Genomic DNA, 15,860 nt, shown 5'->3' with positions numbered 1-15,860 from the left:
GCGCACCGGCGTGGGGGGGTGGCGGGACAACGGGGCGCGCAGCGCACCCTACGGAGCCGGCACAAGGGTAACGACGGATTCTGGTGAGGAGACGCAACGATGAAGTACTTCAAGCTGCCCGACCTGGGCGAGGGCCTGCAGGAAGCCGAGATCGTCGAGTGGCACGTCAAGGCCGGCGACGAGGTGAAGACCGACCAGCTGCTGGTCTCGGTGGAAACCGCCAAGGCCATCGTCGACATCCCCGCGCCCTACGACGGCGTGGTGCTCAAGACCTTCGGCGGCGAGGGCGACATCCTGCACGTCGGCGAGCCATTGCTGGCCTACGCGGGCGAGGCCGATTCGGGCACGGTGGTCGGCCGCCTGGAGGGCGGCGGCGAGACGCAGGACGACAGCTTCTTCGTCGGCGCCGCGCCCTCGACCCGCGAGCACCTGGCGCCGCGGGCCACGCCGGCGGTGCGTCAGCTGGCGCGACAGTTGGGTGTCGACCTGGGCACGCTGGACGGCAGCGGCAGTGACGGCCTGATCACCCGCGCCGACGTCGAGGCCGCCACCCAGAGCGCCCGCGACAAGTTCGGCGGCGAGAAGCTGCGCGGCGTGCGGCGCAGCATGGCGATCAACATGGCCCGCGCCCACGCCGAGGTGGTGCCGGTGGTCATCGTCGGCGACGCCGACCTGCACCGCTGGAAGCAGGCCCGCGACCCGCTGGTGCGCCTGGCCCAGGCCATCGCCGTGGCGTGCCAGGCCGAGCCGGTGCTCAACAGCTGGTTCGACGGCAAGAACCTGTCGCTCAAGCAGCACGAGCAGCTCGACCTGGGCATCGCCGTGGACAGCCCCGAGGGCCTGTTCGTGCCGGTGTTGCGCAACGTCGGCGCACGCAGCGCCGAGGACCTGAAGGAGGGCGCCGCGTGCCTGCGAGCCGACGTCAAGGCACGCTCGATACCGCCCCAGGAAATGATGGGCGCGACCCTGACCCTGTCCAACTTCGGCACCCTGTTCGGCCGCTACGCCAACCCCATCGTGGTGCCGCCGCAGGTGGCGATCATCGGCGCCGGCGGCATTCGCGACGAGCCGGTGGCGGTGGGCGGCAAGGTGGTGGTGCACCCGATCCTGCCGCTGTCGCTGACCTTCGACCACCGCGCGGTCACCGGCGGCGAGGCGGCGCGCTTTCTCAAGGCGCTGGTGCAGGCCCTCGAGCAGCCGGACGGCTGAACCAGCGCCCGTGCCCGGATGCGCCGTCGGCGAACCGCCATGGCAAGCGCGGGCGCTTTTGCCGGGGAGCAAAGCAGATTGGCCGCAATGGGTCGGTTCCGGTCTGCTACGGCGGACTGAAACCCATCCGTTGTGGAGGGTCGCCCCGCTGAGCGTCGATCACCCCGTTCCTGTCAGGTGCGCCAGCCAAAGTCAGGTCCGAGTGAATGGGGTTCATCGTCAACCCGGGGCGATTCCCGACAGCCGATAGGTGTCATCAAGGTCGAGCGCCTGCGCATGCTTATGGGGTCGACCGGCCGCTTTCTCCTGGCTACCGGTGGCAACGCTAGGTCGATTCCAGCCATTCGCCCCCGCCCGGTACCGGTCAACGCTGTTGACGACTCAGGTATGCGGCAGCGTCGCGCGGCCTTATCACCTCAATGCCACAGCCACAGCCTTGGCAGCGTCCTCGATGGCACGTTCATCGTAGGGGGCAAAACCCAGTACCAGCCCCGGTGGGCGCGGTTTCACGCAATAGCGTGCCAGCGGCAGCACATCGATACCCGCCGCCTGCAGGCGCGCGAAGGCATCCTGCTCGCTTTCCACCTGCAGGTTGCAGGAGATATCCAGCCCGGCGCGAATTTCCGGCACTTCGATCAGCCCTTGCCAATGACGCCGAGCAGACTCGGCAAACGCCTCGGCGCGTGAGGCATAGATCTTGCGCATGCGCCGCACATGGCGGTCGAAATGTCCTTCATGAATAAAGTCGGCCAACACCGCCTGCGCCAGGCTGTTGGCGTGGCGCGACATCAGCGCAGCGGCACGGGTAAAGCTTTCCAGCAAATGCTCTGGCAATACCAGGTAGGCCAGACGGATAGTGGGAAACAGCAGCTTGCTGAAGGTGCCGGCAAGAATCACCGACTGCTCCGCCGCCGGCATTGAGCGCAGCGCCGGAATCGGCTTGGCGATAAAGCGGTACTCGCTGTCGTAGTCGTCCTCGAAGATGTAGCTACCGTGCTGCGCCGCCCACTGCAACAACGCCAGCCGCCGCGCCGGCGACAACTCACCACCCAGTGGCGCCTGACGCGATGGGGTGACGTAGGCCAGCCTGGCATCGGGGGCCAGGCGCACGCCTTCTTCCACCTGAATGCCGAAAGCGTCCACTGGCACGTCCACCCGCTGTACGCCCGACACATCGATCAGCTGGCGCGCCCCGGGGTAGCCGGGATCTTCCATCCACACCCGGGAGTCGCCCGGAGCCAACAGCCGCAGGCAGAGGTCGAGGCCTTGCTGCACGCTGTTGAGCACCAGAATGCGCTCGGCGGGCACCTGCACACCGCGGGCGATGGCCAGGTAGCCGGCGATGGCCGCGCGCAACGCCGGCAGCCCGCCGGGGTCCGAATCCAGCAGGATCGACAGGCGCGATGCACGCAACTGCTGGATATGCAGCTTGCGCCATAGATCGACGGGAAACGCCTGGGTGTCGCCACGGTGGGGAAAGAACGGCCGCAGCCCGGGCATCACCTGCCGCCGCGCAAACACCGGATCGATCGCATCCAGCCGCTCGATCCACGGCGTTGTCGGTGGCGTGCGCGGGACTTCCACTTGGCCCTCGACCCTGCGGCGCACGTAGCCGGCGTCGAGCGTGGCATCCGGCAACACCTGACAAACCCGAGTGCCGCTGCCGGTCTGCGCCACCACATAGCCCTCGGAAAGCAGCTGCTGGTAGGCCGCCTGGGCGGTGCCCCGGGCCAGCTGGTAGTACTCGGCCAGGGCGCGCGTACTGGGCAGCTTGCTGCCGGCCGGCAGACGCCCGGCGAGAATGGCGCTGCGCAGCGCTTCGTACAGCCAACGTTGCAGGCTAACGCCCGGCTCGGGCATGCCCAGAGGCAGGAAGAGCACCTGCGGTGGCGATTTCTCGGGGGGCATGGCTGCTCCAAAGTGGATCAGTTAACTCAAGCAAGAGTGGATCAATACGTTGATCCAGGCCAGAGGCAGAATCACTCCCGTTCTCAGCCAATTGTCTTTCTCTTCACCAGGGTATCGCACAGCATGAAACAGCAAATTCTGATCATCGGTGCCGGGTTCGGTGGGATGTGGAGCGCGCTCAGCGCCGTGCGCCTGCTCGATCAACAGCAACGCCTGGACGTAGCCGTCACCCTGCTCGCGCCCCAGGCGGAACTGCGCGTGCGGCCACGCTTCTACGAAACCGACCTGGCCAGCACCGTCGCCCCGCTCGGCGCGTTGTTCGATACCGTGGGCGTGCGCTTCGTCCAGGGTAGCGCCACGCAGATTGATGGGCAGAGCAAACGCGTGACCTACCGCGACGCCTCGGGCAGCCAAGCCGAGCTGGGTTATGACCGCCTGATTCTCGCCTCCGGCAGCCAAGTCGCCCGCCCGCCACTGGAGGGAGGCGGGCGCGTCACTTTCGATGTCGACAGCCTGGAGTCGGCGCAGAGACTCGAAGCGCATCTGCAGAGCCTGGGCCGGCAGCCGGAGAGCGCGGCGCGCAACACCGTGGTGGTGGTCGGCGGCGGCTTTACCGGTATCGAAACCGCCACCGAAATGCCGGCGCGCCTGCGCGCCATCCTCGGAGACAAGACGCAGGTCCGCGTGATCGTGGTGGATACGGCCAAACAGATTGGCAGTGCCATGGGCCAGGAAATTGCCGGGATCGTCGCCGAAGCCAGCGCCAGCCTGGGTGTTACCTGGAGGCTTGGCAGCCCGCTTTCCAGGGGCGATGAGCATGGCGTACAGCTGGGCAATGGTGAACGCATTGCCACCAGCACGGTGATCTTTGCCGTGGGCGTGAAGGCCTCACCGCTGACCCGGCAGATCAAGGGTGAGCGCGACTCGCATGGCCGCCTGCATGTCGACCGCAACCTTAGGGTGCTCGGCCAGGACGCTATCTATGCCGCTGGCGACACCGCCTGCGCGGCTGTGGACGACCAGGGCAATCACGCCCTGATGACCTGCCAACACGCTATAGCCCAGGGCCGTTCAGCCGGCAATAACGCCGCAGCGGACCTGATCGGCGTGGCACCGATTGCCTACAGCCAGGCCAAGTACGTCACCTGCCTGGACCTGGGCGGCTGGGGTGCGGTATTTACCGAAGGCTGGGCGCGCAAAGTGCTACTGACCGGCAAGGAAGGCAAGGAGCTGAAAACCCGGATCAACACCCGGTGGATCTACCCACCGGCAGCAGATCGAAAAACGGCCCTGGCTGCGGCTGACCCGTCGATCCCGGTGGTGGCTTAAGCGCTTGCCCCGCTGCGTCTTTGCCGCGCGGTTGAAAACTGAAACGGGATTGATGCGTAAGGCGTCAATCCCGTTTTGTTGTCTTAAGCAGCAGGTACCCAGTCGTGCTTACATATTGATGTGGCCGCTATCGGCCGAAGCGGACGCTCTCATGGCGTGGCTATTGCGCCTTAGGAGGGGCAGAAAGTCGAAGTGTCTTGATAAGAAGGTCATGAAGACTGTCCACCGCTTTCGAGCCCCGAGATGCCTCGCTTCGGAACACGGCGACCTCCATGGGCTCCAGCGGGCCTAAGCCTTGCTCGCTGCCTAAGATCTTCAAGTGCGCTGGAACACTGCATTGTGTAAGCACCGCTACCGCCAGGCCGCTTTCGACGGCGGCAATTTGGCCCGCCAAGCTGGAGCTGTTGTACACCACCTTGAATCGACGCCCTTGGAGTGCCAACGACTGCAACGCGCTGCGCTTGGCAAGACTGGCGTCCTCATAGACGGCGATGGGCAGCGGGTCGCGTCGCCAGGCCTGGAACTGGGCATCGCCGACCCAGACCATCGGCTCATGAAACAGCAAGACTCCATGCCGAGGGTTGTCACGAGAAACCAGGGCGAGATCAAGATTGCCGCTTTTCACTCGGGGAATCAGGGAAGTCGATTGCTCGCAGTTCAACTCGATTTCCACCGCACCGAAATTCGGAGCGAAGCGTTTGAGTGCTGGTGTCAGGTAACGCGCGGCGTAATCATCCGGTACGCCAAGACGAATCCGCCCCGTCAGCTCCTCCCCATGGAAGGCCGCCTGGGTTTCGGCATGCAGATCAAGCATTCGCCGTGCGTAACCCAGCAACAACTGCCCTTGAGCCGTAAGCTGGTGCTGGCGCGGCCCTCGCACCAAAAGCTGACAACCCAGGGCCGTCTCCAGCTTCTTGATCTGCATACTGACCGCCGACTGAGAGCGATGCACTTGCGGAGCGGCGCCAGATAGCGAACCTGCATCCACCACGGCCACGAAGCATTTCATCCAATCTATCTGCAGATCATGGAACGTCATGGTTTAACTCGGTCATTCGATTACCAGGTAGCTTAACGCTGTTTTATCCGTTTTTCTTTTGGTGCGTAGCGGAAGCATATTAGTGGCGAAGTCAGGTGTTGCCTTTAGCGACACGCAGCACGTGCCATTTAAATAATCGCCACGCGGAAGTGCCCACGACATGACAGAGGTTGCCGACAAGCTGCATGAGTTCGACCATCGGATGGTTTGGGTCGGTTTTACCAAGCTGGCGCCCATTTCCCTGTTTGTGGCGATATTCGGGGCGGCTTTCGGATTGGCGGCCACCCAGGCGGGACTGAGTGACGCCGTAATCGTGGCAATGAGCACCCTTGTGTTTGCCGGCGCGTCCCAGTTCGCCGCTCTGGAGCTGTGGGGCCCCGACGTCTCCCTGCTTACCCTGAGCATCACCGTGTTCGCAATCAATGCCCGCCACTTGCTAATGGGTGCAACGCTCTATCCGTGGCTGCAACACCTGCCCCTGAGGAAGCGCTACGGGGTGATGCTGGTCGCGTCCGACGCCAACTGGGCGCTGTCAATGCAGGCGTTTGGCAACAGCCAGCCCGGCTTGGGGCTCTTGCTGGGCGGCGGCCTGGCTCTATGGCTGGCTTGGGTGGCCGGCACCTGGCTTGGTGTCCTTTTTGGCGGTTCCATTCATGATCCCAAGGCTCTGGGGCTGGACATGGTGATGGGCTGTTTCCTGTTGGCAATGGTGGTCGGCGGGGATAAAAACCTGCGCATCTTGATGATCTGGATCGTCGCCGCTTGCGCGTCGCTGCTGGCATACCGGTATCTTCCCGAGAACAGCCATGTCGTCGTGGGTGCGGTGGCCGGCGGACTCGTCGGAACAATCTGGACGGAGAACAAGCGTGAGCATTGAAACGGCAGGTTTAGATGCCCTCGCCTTGGTACTGCTCATGGCACTTGTGACGCTGGCAACCCGCTGGGGCGGAGTCTATGTGATGTCCTTCGTGCCCATTGGCTATCGAGTAAAACAATTCATCGGCGCAATGTCTGGCTCGGTGCTGGTAGCCCTTCTGGCTCCAATGGCGCTACAGGGTGACAACGCCGCACGACTGGCCCTGCTGACGACGGCAGGCACCATGTTGCTGCTGAAGAAGCCGCTTCCAGCAATCGCTGCTGGAGTGTTGGCTGCTGCGCTTTTCCGGCAGTTTTGATCCGCCCGAGGCGAGACAGGTGGGCGTCCGATTCTGGCCACTTTCTGCCGGTTGCCTCAGGCTGCTTCGGGTCGAGTCCGGCCCTTCCAACGAAGGTTCCCCACCCGGCAGCCTTCACGGGTGCTTCAGCCCTTGGCCCGCCTTGCCAGCAGTTCGGTCGCGCCCTGGGGCTTGCGGGTGAACCACAGCACGCGGCTGACGCCGCGGGTGATGGCGACATAGGCCAGGCGCAGGCTTTCGTCCTGCATGGCCTGGTCGTAGCTGTTGCGGAAGAACCCCGACTGGGCGTAGAGGGCGTTGCGCAGCGGGTGCTTTTCCGGCGGCGTGCAGTCGTCGACGATGATGGCGACTTCGGCCTGCAGGCCCTTGGCGCGGTGGATGGTGTAGGCCTTGACCGGCAGTTTGCGGTCCAGCTGGGCCTGGATGGCCTGCAGGGGCTGGTTGCGCCGGCTCAGGACCAGCACGGCGGTACGCTCGCGGCTTGGGCGTGCGGCGGCATGCCGGCATTGCGCCTCGATTTCCTTGATCAGCTCCGGCAGGCGCGCCTTGAGGTCGAAGCCCGATACCAGCCTGACGCCATGATCGCCCGGGTGCGCGGCCTTGAACGCCTGGCTGCGCTTGGCCTTCTTGAATTCCAGCGCCGCCAGCACCGCCTCGCCGTCGCGGATCACCGGCTCGATGGAGCGGTAGTTGGTTTCCAGCATGAGCATGGTGCTGTGCTTCGAGCGGCCGCGGCCGGGGAAATGCCTGTCGAAGTCCATGAACAGTTCGGGCGAGCTGCCGCGCCAGCCGTAGATCGACTGCCAGTCGTCGCCGATCGCCATCAGGCTGACCGCCTGCTTCTGGCGCTGCAGGGCGCGGTGCAGGGCCTGCAGCCATTGCACGATCTGTGGCGAGATGTCCTGGAATTCATCGATCAGCAAGTGCTGGAAGGGCGCCAGGGCCTGGGCCGGAAGGCCGGGCGCGCCAGCGGCGAGGCTGTCGGTGAGGCGCTGGAAGGCGCCGTTGAAAGTCATCAGGCCCCGGGCCTGCAGGGAGGCCTGGAAGCAGCGCCAGAACGGCATCAGGGCTTCGACGAAGGTGCGCTCGCCGGCCGCGCAGGACAGGCTCGCCGGCTGCAGCCGGTCGATGCGCAGGCCGATACTTTCGATGAACTCGGCCTGGGCATGGAAGGCCTCGTACAAGGGCGCCGGGGTGAACTCCCCGGCCAGCTTGAAGCCGTCCAGGGGCGCCTTGGTGCTGTGCTGGTCGGCGGCGGGCGGCGGCAGTCCCAGCAGGCTGTGCACCCGCTGGCGAAACTGCGCGTCCTGGTCGTAGCAATCCTGATAGGCCTGCTTGAGCAGGCGCTCCTGGGCCGGGCGTAGGCGCGCGCTGGTCAACGGGTTGTCCGGCTCGCCGCCGGCCTTGTCGTCCAGTTGTTCGAACCAGGCCGGGTGGTCGAGCACTTCCCGGGCCAGGGCGGCCATCGCCGAGTGGAAGGTGCGCACCGCCTGCCGGGCCATGGCGGCGTCGAAGGGGTACTGCCAGAACTCCAGGACCCGCAGCAACTGCTCGCGCAGCTGGGCGCAGGAGGCGTTGGTGAAGGAAATCACCGTCAGGCGACCGGGCTCGACGCCCAGGTGACAGAGCATGAACACCACGCGCAGCACCAGGGTGGTGGACTTGCCCGAGCCGGCGCCGGCGAAGATGCGCGTGGCCGGCGCGCGGCAGAGGATCATCGCCCACTGTTCCTCGGAAGGCGGGCTGATCACCCCGGCGGCCACGGCGGCGGCGACCCGCTCGCGCATCGCGCGGACCTGCCCGGCCTCGATCGGCAGCGGGGCGGGGCCGTAGATGCCCGGGCTGGCCTGCTTGGCGGCCTTGCTCGTTCCCGCTGACTTTTTCCGGGGCGCGCTCGGCTTCTTGGCACTGGCGGCGCCGGGCTTTCTCGAGTTCCGGGCGGGAGGCGGCTCGACAAGGCCGGCTTCACGTTCGGCGTGCAGGTAGGCGGTGGTGCGTGGGAAGTAGCGCGCCAGGGCCCCGGAGAGCTGCAGCCTGTAGCGTTTGACGGCGGATAACATCGAGCGCGTGCACCCTGTTCATACGGTATATCGTTGAATGGTAAGCGCTTTTTATCTGGCGGGGGATCTCCCGAGCACTGACGCCGGTGCTTGCGCTTAGAATACGGCCTCACGTCTCAGCGATACGCGCTCATGAATCCAACCGCCCTCGACACCTTGCACCAGCACCTGCTCTGCGCCTTGAATCCGCCGCCGGCCGAGGCCCGTCGGCTGTTCCACGGACGCGGGCGACGCTGGCCGGGCCTGGAGCAGCTCACCGTCGACTGGTTGCAGGGGGTGTTGCTGGTGTCGCTGTTTCGCCAGCCGGAGGCGGGCGAGCTGGCCGCCCTGCGGCAGCTGCTGCTGGCGTTGGCCGAGTCGACGGCCTGGCGGGCAAGCCAGGCCCAGGCGATTGTGCTGCAGCACCGCTACCTGCCGGACAGCCCCGGCGAGTGGCTGCTGGGCGAGCCCTGCGAACATTGGCAGATCAGCGAAGGCGGCCTGCGTTTCCTGCTGGACCTGGGTAGAAAGCAGAACACCGGCCTGTTCCTCGACATGCGTTATGGCCGCCGCTGGGTGCGCGAGCATGCCCAGGGCAAGCGGGTGCTCAACCTGTTTGCCTACACCTGCGGTTTCTCGGTGGCGGCGCTCGCCGGTGGCGCCGAGCAGGTGGTCAACCTGGACATGGCCAAGGCGGCGCTGAGCCGGGGCCGGGACAACCATCGGCTCAACCAGCATGACCTCGCTCGGGTGAGCTTCCTCGGCCATGAACTGTTCAAGTCCTGGGGCAAGGTGAAGAAGTCCGGGCCCTACGACCTGGTGATCATCGACCCGCCGTCCTTCCAGAAGGGCAGCTTCGTGCTGACCCAGGACTATCACAAGGTGCTGCGGCGCCTGCCCGAGTTGCTCGCGCCCCAGGGTACCGTGCTGGCGTGCCTCAACGATCCGGCCATCGGTCCCGAGTACCTGCTCGAGGCGATGGCCGAGCAGGCGCCGGGATTGCGCTTTGTCGAGCGCCTGGACAACCCGCCCGAGTTCGCCGATATCGACCCCCTGGGTGGGCTCAAGGCGCTGGTGTTCAGCAGCGCCGAGACGTCATCCGGGGACGCCTCGGCATAGGGTCGCGACTAGTCGCTCAGCACCTGGTCCAGTGCCTGCTCCAGGGTGCGGACGGTGCGCTCGATGTTGTGCAGCTTGTCCAGGCCGAACAGGCCGATGCGGAAGGTCTGGAAGTCGGCTGGCTCGTCGCACTGCAGGGGCACGCCGGCGGCGGTCTGCAGGCCGTGGGCGGCGAACTTCCTGCCGCTCTTGATGCCCTCGTCGTCGGTGTAGCAGACCACCACGCCGGGCGCCTGGAAGCCCTCGGCAGCCACGCTCTCGAAGCCGCGAGCGCTCAACAGCTCGCGCACCCGCGCGCCGAGTTCGAGCTGTTCGTCGCGCACCCTGGCGAAGCCGTAGGCCTCGGTCTCCTGCATCACGTCGCGAAAGCGCGCCAGGGCGTCGCAGGGCATGGTCGCGTGGTAGGCGTGACCACCCTGTTCGTAGGCCTGCATGATCTGCAGCCACTTCTTCAGGTCGCAGGCGAAGCTGCTGCTCTGGGTGGCCTCGACCCGCGCCAGGGCGCGCTCGCTGAGCATCACCAGGGCGCAGCAGGGCGAACCGCTCCAGCCCTTCTGCGGCGCGCTGACCAGCACATCGATGCCGCACGCCTGCATGTCGACCCAGAGGGTGCCGGAGGCGATGCAGTCGAGCACGAACAGGCCGCCCACCTCATGCACGGCGTCGGCCACGGCGCGCAGGTAGTCATCGGGCAGGAGCATGCCGGAGGCCGTTTCCACATGGGGCGCGCACACCAGCTGCGGCCGTTCCGCGGCGATGCGCGCCAGCACTTCGTCGAGGGGCGCGGGCGCGAAGGCGGCCTGGCGGCCGGAGGCGACCGGGCGGGCCTTGAGCACCGTGGTGGCCGCCGGAATCTGGCCCATCTCGAAGATCTGGCTCCAGCGGTAGCTGAACCAGCCGTTGCGGATGACCAGGCACTGCTGCCCGGTCGCCAGCTGGCGCGCCACCGCCTCCATGCCGAAGGTGCCGCTGCCCGGCACCACGGCCACGCCCTGGGCGTTGTAGACCTGCTTGAGGGTGCGCGAGATGTCGTTCATCACCTGCTGGAACGACTGCGACATGTGGTTGAGCGAGCGGTCGGTATAGACCACCGAATACTCGACCAGGCCATCGGGATCGATACTGGGAAAGACGTTGGACATGGGCGCGATTCCTGCGGCAGAACGGTGGGTTTTCTCGACCCTGCCGCAGTCTCGGGGAAATGACAAGCGCGCCGGGCATGGCCTGCTTTAGATGGCACCGGCCGAGCTAGAGCCGGCGGCGTGTGTTACTCCGCCGCTTCGTCCTTGCCCAGTTCGCTCAGGGCATCGGGCTGGTTCTTGAACGCCTTGGCGAAGATCTCGCGGTTCTTCGCCATGTAGATGCCCAGTTCTTCGCCTTGCTGCTCGTTCAGCGAAGGTACGGCCTTCTGCAGCACCTCGGTGAGCAGCTCGGCCAGTTCCAGCATCTTGTCGTGACGATCGGCTTCGGCCTTATCCATAAACAAACGCTCCAGATCTCGACTGCTGCGGTACACCACTTCGACGGCCATTCATCACCTCTACGCCTTCACGCTGATAGGGTTGCTAGAAACTGTTTATTTATACAGTGGTGGCGCAGTGTAGTGCAGTCGGGGCTCACTGCAAAGCCCGCGCGACGCTCACGGCCTGGTCTCGCCCATGCCGGCAGGCCGTCGGCCCGCGCCCCGCGCCCTGGGGGCGGCCGTTTCACTGGGTGTAGCGCTGGGCGATCCGCTCGATCTCGCCGGTTCGGCGCAGCTGCTCCAGGGCCGCGTTCAGCTGGCGGACGAAGTCCTCCTTGTAGGGGAAGCGATCGCCGCTGCGGTCACTGAAGCCGACGTAGCTGTTTTCCACCGAGATGGTCGGCCCCTCGGCGATCGCCCCGCTTTCCGTGTCGCCAAACAGGCCATCGCGGCGCATTTGCGCCAGCTCGGCGAGGATCGACAGGCGTTCGTTGAAGTAGCAGTCGATGCGCCGGTGCATCAGCTTCTGCAGATTGGCCCGATTACCCGGGGCGTCCTCGATCTGGATCGCGCCGCGCGCCACTTCGCGCCAGAAGGTCGCGTCGGCCGACAGGTAGCCCGGGTTGTTGCCGAAACGCAGGCCCCGGTAGTCGTCCGGCCAGCTCGGCCGCGGAGCCTCGGCGAACACGTCGCGGTGGCAGAAGACCACCACCCGCTCCTGCAGGATCGGCACCGAGTAGGGCTTGATCCACGGCCGTTCCTCGGGCCGGAAGTAGGGCGGCACCACCGCCAGCGCCCGTCCGGCCTCGATCTCGATCATCGCCCGGCGCCAGGGCATGGGGCGAAACCGCAGGCGGTAGCCCTGCAGGTGCGGCTCGGCGGCGCGCAGCACGGCGATGTAGATGCCGGCGGCGCTGCCCTCGGCCTCGCGATAGGTAAAGGGCGGATAGGCTTCGTCGACCAGCAGGGTCACCAGGGTGTCGGCGCGGGCCGCCATGGGCATTGCCAGGGTCAGTGTCGCCAGGAGCAACAAGGCGGCTCGCCAGTGTTTCATGTCGTCCATCTGCAGAGTCACTCGGTGGCGCCCAGCGGGGGCGGGGACGAATACGGTTCGCGACTTCTTCTACAAGCCTAGGCGTTCCGCCCGGGCGAAGTCCGGGACCGTACCCGCCCAGTGGACTATGGTGGTAACTAAGGCTTCACCCCGTCCATCTCGCGCTGCCGATTCCGGCGCCGTCTGACTACGCCTGCGATCGGCGGGGGTAGGTGATGAGAAACAGCATAGGCTTTCGCCTCAATGCCCTGTTCGTCGTGCTGGTCACCCTGCTGCTCAGCTGTTCCGGGGCGTTGGCCTACTGGAGCATGCGCAGTCAGTTGCTCGAACAGTATCAGCGCAGCCGCGACAGCGTGCAGCAGCGCCTGCAGACCAATCTGGTCAACCCACTGTGGAACTTCGATACCGCGACGCTGCAGGAGAACCTGGTCGCCGAGGTCAAACCGCCGGTGCTGGGCATCGTGGTGACCAGCGAATACGGCGAGTTGCTGGCGTCGGTCGGCGTGCTGGAGCCGGCGCGCCGGCGCGCCGGCGACTATGACCAGCTGAGTTTTCCCGTGTACAACCATGGGCGCAACGCGCAACAGGTGCTCGGGCGCGCGCAGGTGCTGCTGTCGCGCGAGGAGATGGAGGACACGCTGAGCGAGCAGGTGTGGCGGCGTTTCCTGGAGATTCTCGCACTCGACGTGCTGTTGGTCGCGGCACTGTCGCTGAGCCTGCGCCTGCAGGTGCTCAAACCCCTGGTGGCGCTGCGCGACGCGCTGCACCAGGCGGCCGAACACCGCGGTCCCCCCGAGTCGTTGGTGCTGCCGAGCACTCGTCTCGATGAGTTCGGCGAGGTGCTGGGCGGCTTCCGGCGTATCACCCAGCGGATGGCCGAGGACCTCCAGGCCAGGCGCCAGGCCGAGCGCGACATCCGCCAGGCCTACGAGGAACTGCAGCGCACCCAGGCGACCCTGATCCAGGCGGAGAAGCTGGCCGCCCTGGGCGGCCTGGTGGCCGGCGTCGCCCACGAGATCAACACCCCCCTGGGCATCACCCTGACCGGCGCCAGTGTGCTGGCCGAGGAGACCCGGCGCGTTGGCGGCCAGTTGCGGGCCGGCCAGTTGAAGAAGTCGGATGTCGAGGGCTACCTGCACACGGCCGAGGAAAGCGTCGAGCTGATCCTGGCCAATGCCAACCGCGCCGCCCATCTGGTGCACAGCTTCAAGCAGGTGGCGGTGGACCAGACCAGCGAGGCGCGGCGCGAGTTCAACCTGGCTAGCTACCTGGACGAGGTGGTCGAGAGCCTGCGCCCGACCTACAAACGCCGGCCCATTCAGGTGCACAACAGCTGTGCGGCGGACATCCAGCTGGACGGCTATCCGGGCGCCCTGGCCCAGGTGGTGACCAACCTGCTGGTCAACGCGGTGACCCATGCGTTCCCCACGGGTGCGGCAGGAGCGGTCGAACTCAGTGCCCGCGTCGAAGGCGACTGGCTCGTCCTGCAGTTCGAGGATGACGGCCAGGGCATCGCCGCCGAGCATTTGCCACACATCTTCGAACCCTTTTTCACGACCAAACGTGGCGTGGGTGGCAGCGGTTTGGGTTTGCACGTGGTCTATAACATTGTGACCCAGCGCCTGGGCGGGCAGATTCAGGTGGCGAGCACGGTGGGCAGCGGTACCTGTTTCACCCTGCGCATGCCACTCGTTGCCCCGCACCCGGCGGAGGAGGCAAGGTGAACAACGAACACCCCGAAGCGGCGGACGACTGGCTGATCGATGACAGCGCCGAGGTCTCCGGCGGCAAGCTGCAGGCGCCCTGGCGGCTGCTGATCGTCGACGACGAGCCGGATGTGCACCGGGTTACCCAGTTGGCGCTACGTGGCATCGAATACAAGGGCCGCGGCCTGGAACTGCTCAGCGCCTATTCCGGCGAGGAGGGCTTCGCCCTGCTGCGCGATCAGCCGGATATCGCCCTGACCCTGCTCGACGTGGTGATGGAGACCGACGACGCCGGCCTGCGCCTGGTCCGGCGGGTGCGCGAGGAGCTGGACAACCAGCTGGTGCGCATCGTCCTGCGCACCGGCCAACCTGGGCAGGCCCCGGAGCAGGAGGTGATAGTCGCCTATGACATCAACGACTACAAAGCCAAGACCGAGCTGACCCTGCAGAAGCTCTACACCACGGTCATCTCCTCCCTGCGCGCCTACGAGAGCCTGCTGGCCATCGAGCGCAGCCGCCAGGGCCTGAGCAAGATCCTCGAAGGCTCGGCCAACCTCTACCAAATGCACTCGCTGCGCGAGTTCGCCTCGGGGGTGCTGGCGCAGATCGGCGCCATCCTCGACGTCGGCACCCACGGCATCCTCTGCGTGCGCCGGGGCGCCGGCTCGGGGTCGGTGGCGCTGCAGGTGCTCGGCGCCACCGGCAGCTTCGCCGAGATGGCCCAGCATGATGAGCTGGACGAGGAGCACCCGGCCTACCCGCTGATGCTGCAGGCCATCGAGACCCGTCAGAGCCTCTATGCCTACCCCAACGAGGTGCTCTACATCCCGACCCAGACCCATCACGAGTTCCTCCTGTACTTCACCCCGCCCTGGCCGCTGACCGAGGTGGACAAGGATTTGCTGGAGGTGTTCTGCAGCCGCATCGCCTCGGCCTTCGACAACCTCCATCACCACCTGCAGATGACCCGTGCCCAGGAGGCCACGGTGGTGGCCCTGGCCGACCTGGCCGAGTACCGCGACTGCGACACCGGCGATCACGTGCTGCGGGTCGAGCGCTGGACCGCGCGCACGGCCAAGCGCATGGCCGAACGCGGCGACTACCCCGAACAGCTGACCAGGCGTTTCCTCGAACTGGTCGGCATGGCCAGCATCCTCCACGACGTCGGCAAGGTCGCGACCCCCGATCTGGTGCTGTTCAAGCCCGGGGTGCACGACGACTCGCAGCGCGAGGTGATGCGCCGGCATGCCAGTATCGGTGCGGCCATCCTGCAGCGTTCGGCGCGCATGGTCGAAGGCCAGAGCTACCTGTCGATCGGCGCCGAGATCGCCGCCGGCCACCACGAGCATTACGATGGCAACGGTTATCCCGGGGGGCTCAAGGGCGAGGAGATTCCCCTGGCGGCGCGCATCGTCGCGGTGGTCGACGTGTTCGACGCGCTGATGCACCGGCGGCCGTACAAGGAGCCCTGGTCGCTGGCCGACTCCCTGGACTATATCCGCACGCGCAGCGGCAAGCAGTTCGACCCGAAGGTGGTGGCCGCCTTTCTCGAGGTGGTCGGCGCGGACTACGCCGAGGATTAGGGGCAGTCGGCAAGGCGCTGCCATCCGCCCTGCGGCGCTGCGCCGGCAGGGCCGTGCACTAAACTTAGGGTGTGGGCAGCGGCGGGTGCCGCTCGCTCGCGTCGGGCGCCGGGAAGCGCCCCGCGGCGCGCAACGGGCGCGCCGCGACAACGGTCGGCTGCGTGAGCACCGGCCCTCGCGGGTTTCATCGGGACGATGGGGCCGGCGTCAATCCTCTGGCCAACGGCAGGAGGTGCA

General features: G+C 66.3%; 13 protein-coding genes. 7 read left to right on the top strand and 6 right to left on the bottom strand.

Going from position 1 to position 15,860, the window contains the following annotated elements; all coding sequences use genetic code 11:
• The first annotated feature begins 99 nt into the window (after positions 1-99).
• The gene (locus KDW96_RS07200) at positions 100-1,209 is read left to right on the top strand and encodes a dihydrolipoamide acetyltransferase family protein (protein ID WP_255839757.1); all 1,110 of its coding nucleotides are present in this window, start codon (positions 100-102) and stop codon (positions 1,207-1,209) included.
• 411 nt (positions 1,210-1,620) lie between these two features.
• Here the strand turns inward: KDW96_RS07200 and pdxR are convergent, their stop codons facing one another.
• Positions 1,621-3,117 (bottom strand): MocR-like pyridoxine biosynthesis transcription factor PdxR, encoded by a 1,497-nt coding sequence (pdxR, locus tag KDW96_RS07195; protein ID WP_255839756.1) that lies wholly within the window; start codon positions 3,115-3,117, stop codon positions 1,621-1,623.
• A gap of 123 nt (positions 3,118-3,240) precedes the next feature.
• Here pdxR and KDW96_RS07190 point away from each other — a divergent pair, with 123 nt between their 5' ends.
• The gene (locus KDW96_RS07190) at positions 3,241-4,446 is read left to right on the top strand and encodes an NAD(P)/FAD-dependent oxidoreductase (RefSeq protein ID WP_255839755.1); all 1,206 of its coding nucleotides are present in this window, start codon (positions 3,241-3,243) and stop codon (positions 4,444-4,446) included.
• Positions 4,447-4,606: 160 nt separating this feature from the next.
• Here KDW96_RS07190 and KDW96_RS07185 read toward each other — a convergent pair whose 3' ends face one another.
• Positions 4,607-5,485 carry a LysR family transcriptional regulator gene (locus KDW96_RS07185; RefSeq protein ID WP_255839754.1) on the bottom strand — a complete coding sequence of 293 codons (879 nt, stop codon included), beginning with the start codon at positions 5,483-5,485 and terminating at the stop codon, positions 4,607-4,609.
• Positions 5,486-5,645: 160 nt separating this feature from the next.
• Between KDW96_RS07185 and KDW96_RS07180 the strand changes: the two genes are divergently transcribed.
• Both KDW96_RS07180 and KDW96_RS07175 read left to right on the top strand, forming a co-directional pair.
• Positions 5,646-6,362, top strand: a complete 717-nt coding sequence (locus tag KDW96_RS07180) for an AzlC family ABC transporter permease (RefSeq protein ID WP_255839753.1) — start codon at positions 5,646-5,648, stop codon at positions 6,360-6,362.
• Positions 6,352-6,660 (top strand): AzlD family protein, encoded by a 309-nt coding sequence (locus KDW96_RS07175; protein ID WP_255839751.1) that lies wholly within the window; start codon positions 6,352-6,354, stop codon positions 6,658-6,660. Before KDW96_RS07180 ends, KDW96_RS07175 begins: the two co-directional genes overlap by 11 nt.
• Before the next feature lie 125 nt (positions 6,661-6,785).
• Here KDW96_RS07175 and KDW96_RS07170 read toward each other — a convergent pair whose 3' ends face one another.
• Positions 6,786-8,720 carry a DEAD/DEAH box helicase gene (locus KDW96_RS07170; protein WP_255839750.1) on the bottom strand — a complete coding sequence of 645 codons (1,935 nt, stop codon included), beginning with the start codon at positions 8,718-8,720 and terminating at the stop codon, positions 6,786-6,788.
• 132 nt (positions 8,721-8,852) lie between these two features.
• Here KDW96_RS07170 and KDW96_RS07165 point away from each other — a divergent pair, with 132 nt between their 5' ends.
• On the top strand, positions 8,853-9,818 hold the full coding sequence (locus tag KDW96_RS07165; protein WP_255839749.1) for a class I SAM-dependent methyltransferase: 966 nt from the start codon (positions 8,853-8,855) through the stop codon (positions 9,816-9,818).
• Positions 9,819-9,826: 8 nt separating this feature from the next.
• On the opposite strand, the gene KDW96_RS07160 is transcribed toward KDW96_RS07165, so the two are convergent.
• From KDW96_RS07160 to KDW96_RS07150, 3 genes are all read right to left on the bottom strand, one after another.
• Positions 9,827-10,960, bottom strand: a complete 1,134-nt coding sequence (locus KDW96_RS07160; protein ID WP_255839748.1) for an aminotransferase class V-fold PLP-dependent enzyme — start codon at positions 10,958-10,960, stop codon at positions 9,827-9,829.
• 125 nt (positions 10,961-11,085) lie between these two features.
• Positions 11,086-11,349: a YebG family protein gene (locus KDW96_RS07155; RefSeq protein WP_255839747.1), complete on the bottom strand. Its 264-nt coding sequence runs from the start codon at positions 11,347-11,349 to the stop codon at positions 11,086-11,088.
• Positions 11,350-11,524: 175 nt separating this feature from the next.
• Positions 11,525-12,334 carry a substrate-binding periplasmic protein gene (locus tag KDW96_RS07150; protein ID WP_255839746.1) on the bottom strand — a complete coding sequence of 270 codons (810 nt, stop codon included), beginning with the start codon at positions 12,332-12,334 and terminating at the stop codon, positions 11,525-11,527.
• Positions 12,335-12,549: 215 nt separating this feature from the next.
• Between KDW96_RS07150 and KDW96_RS07145 the strand changes: the two genes are divergently transcribed.
• Positions 12,550-14,058: a sensor histidine kinase gene (locus KDW96_RS07145; RefSeq protein ID WP_255839745.1), complete on the top strand. Its 1,509-nt coding sequence runs from the start codon at positions 12,550-12,552 to the stop codon at positions 14,056-14,058.
• Complete coding sequence (locus KDW96_RS07140) at positions 14,055-15,623, top strand: DUF3369 domain-containing protein (RefSeq protein ID WP_255839744.1); 1,569 nt, start codon at positions 14,055-14,057, stop codon at positions 15,621-15,623. Before KDW96_RS07145 ends, KDW96_RS07140 begins: the two co-directional genes overlap by 4 nt.
• Positions 15,624-15,860 lie beyond the last annotated feature (237 nt).

Origin of the sequence: Pseudomonas benzenivorans, assembly GCF_024397895.1 — a bacterium.
Taxonomy (GTDB): domain Bacteria; phylum Pseudomonadota; class Gammaproteobacteria; order Pseudomonadales; family Pseudomonadaceae; genus Aquipseudomonas; species Aquipseudomonas benzenivorans_A.
The sequence above is the reverse complement of the archived record's forward strand: the minus strand, read 5'-3'. Positions and strand labels throughout refer to the sequence as shown.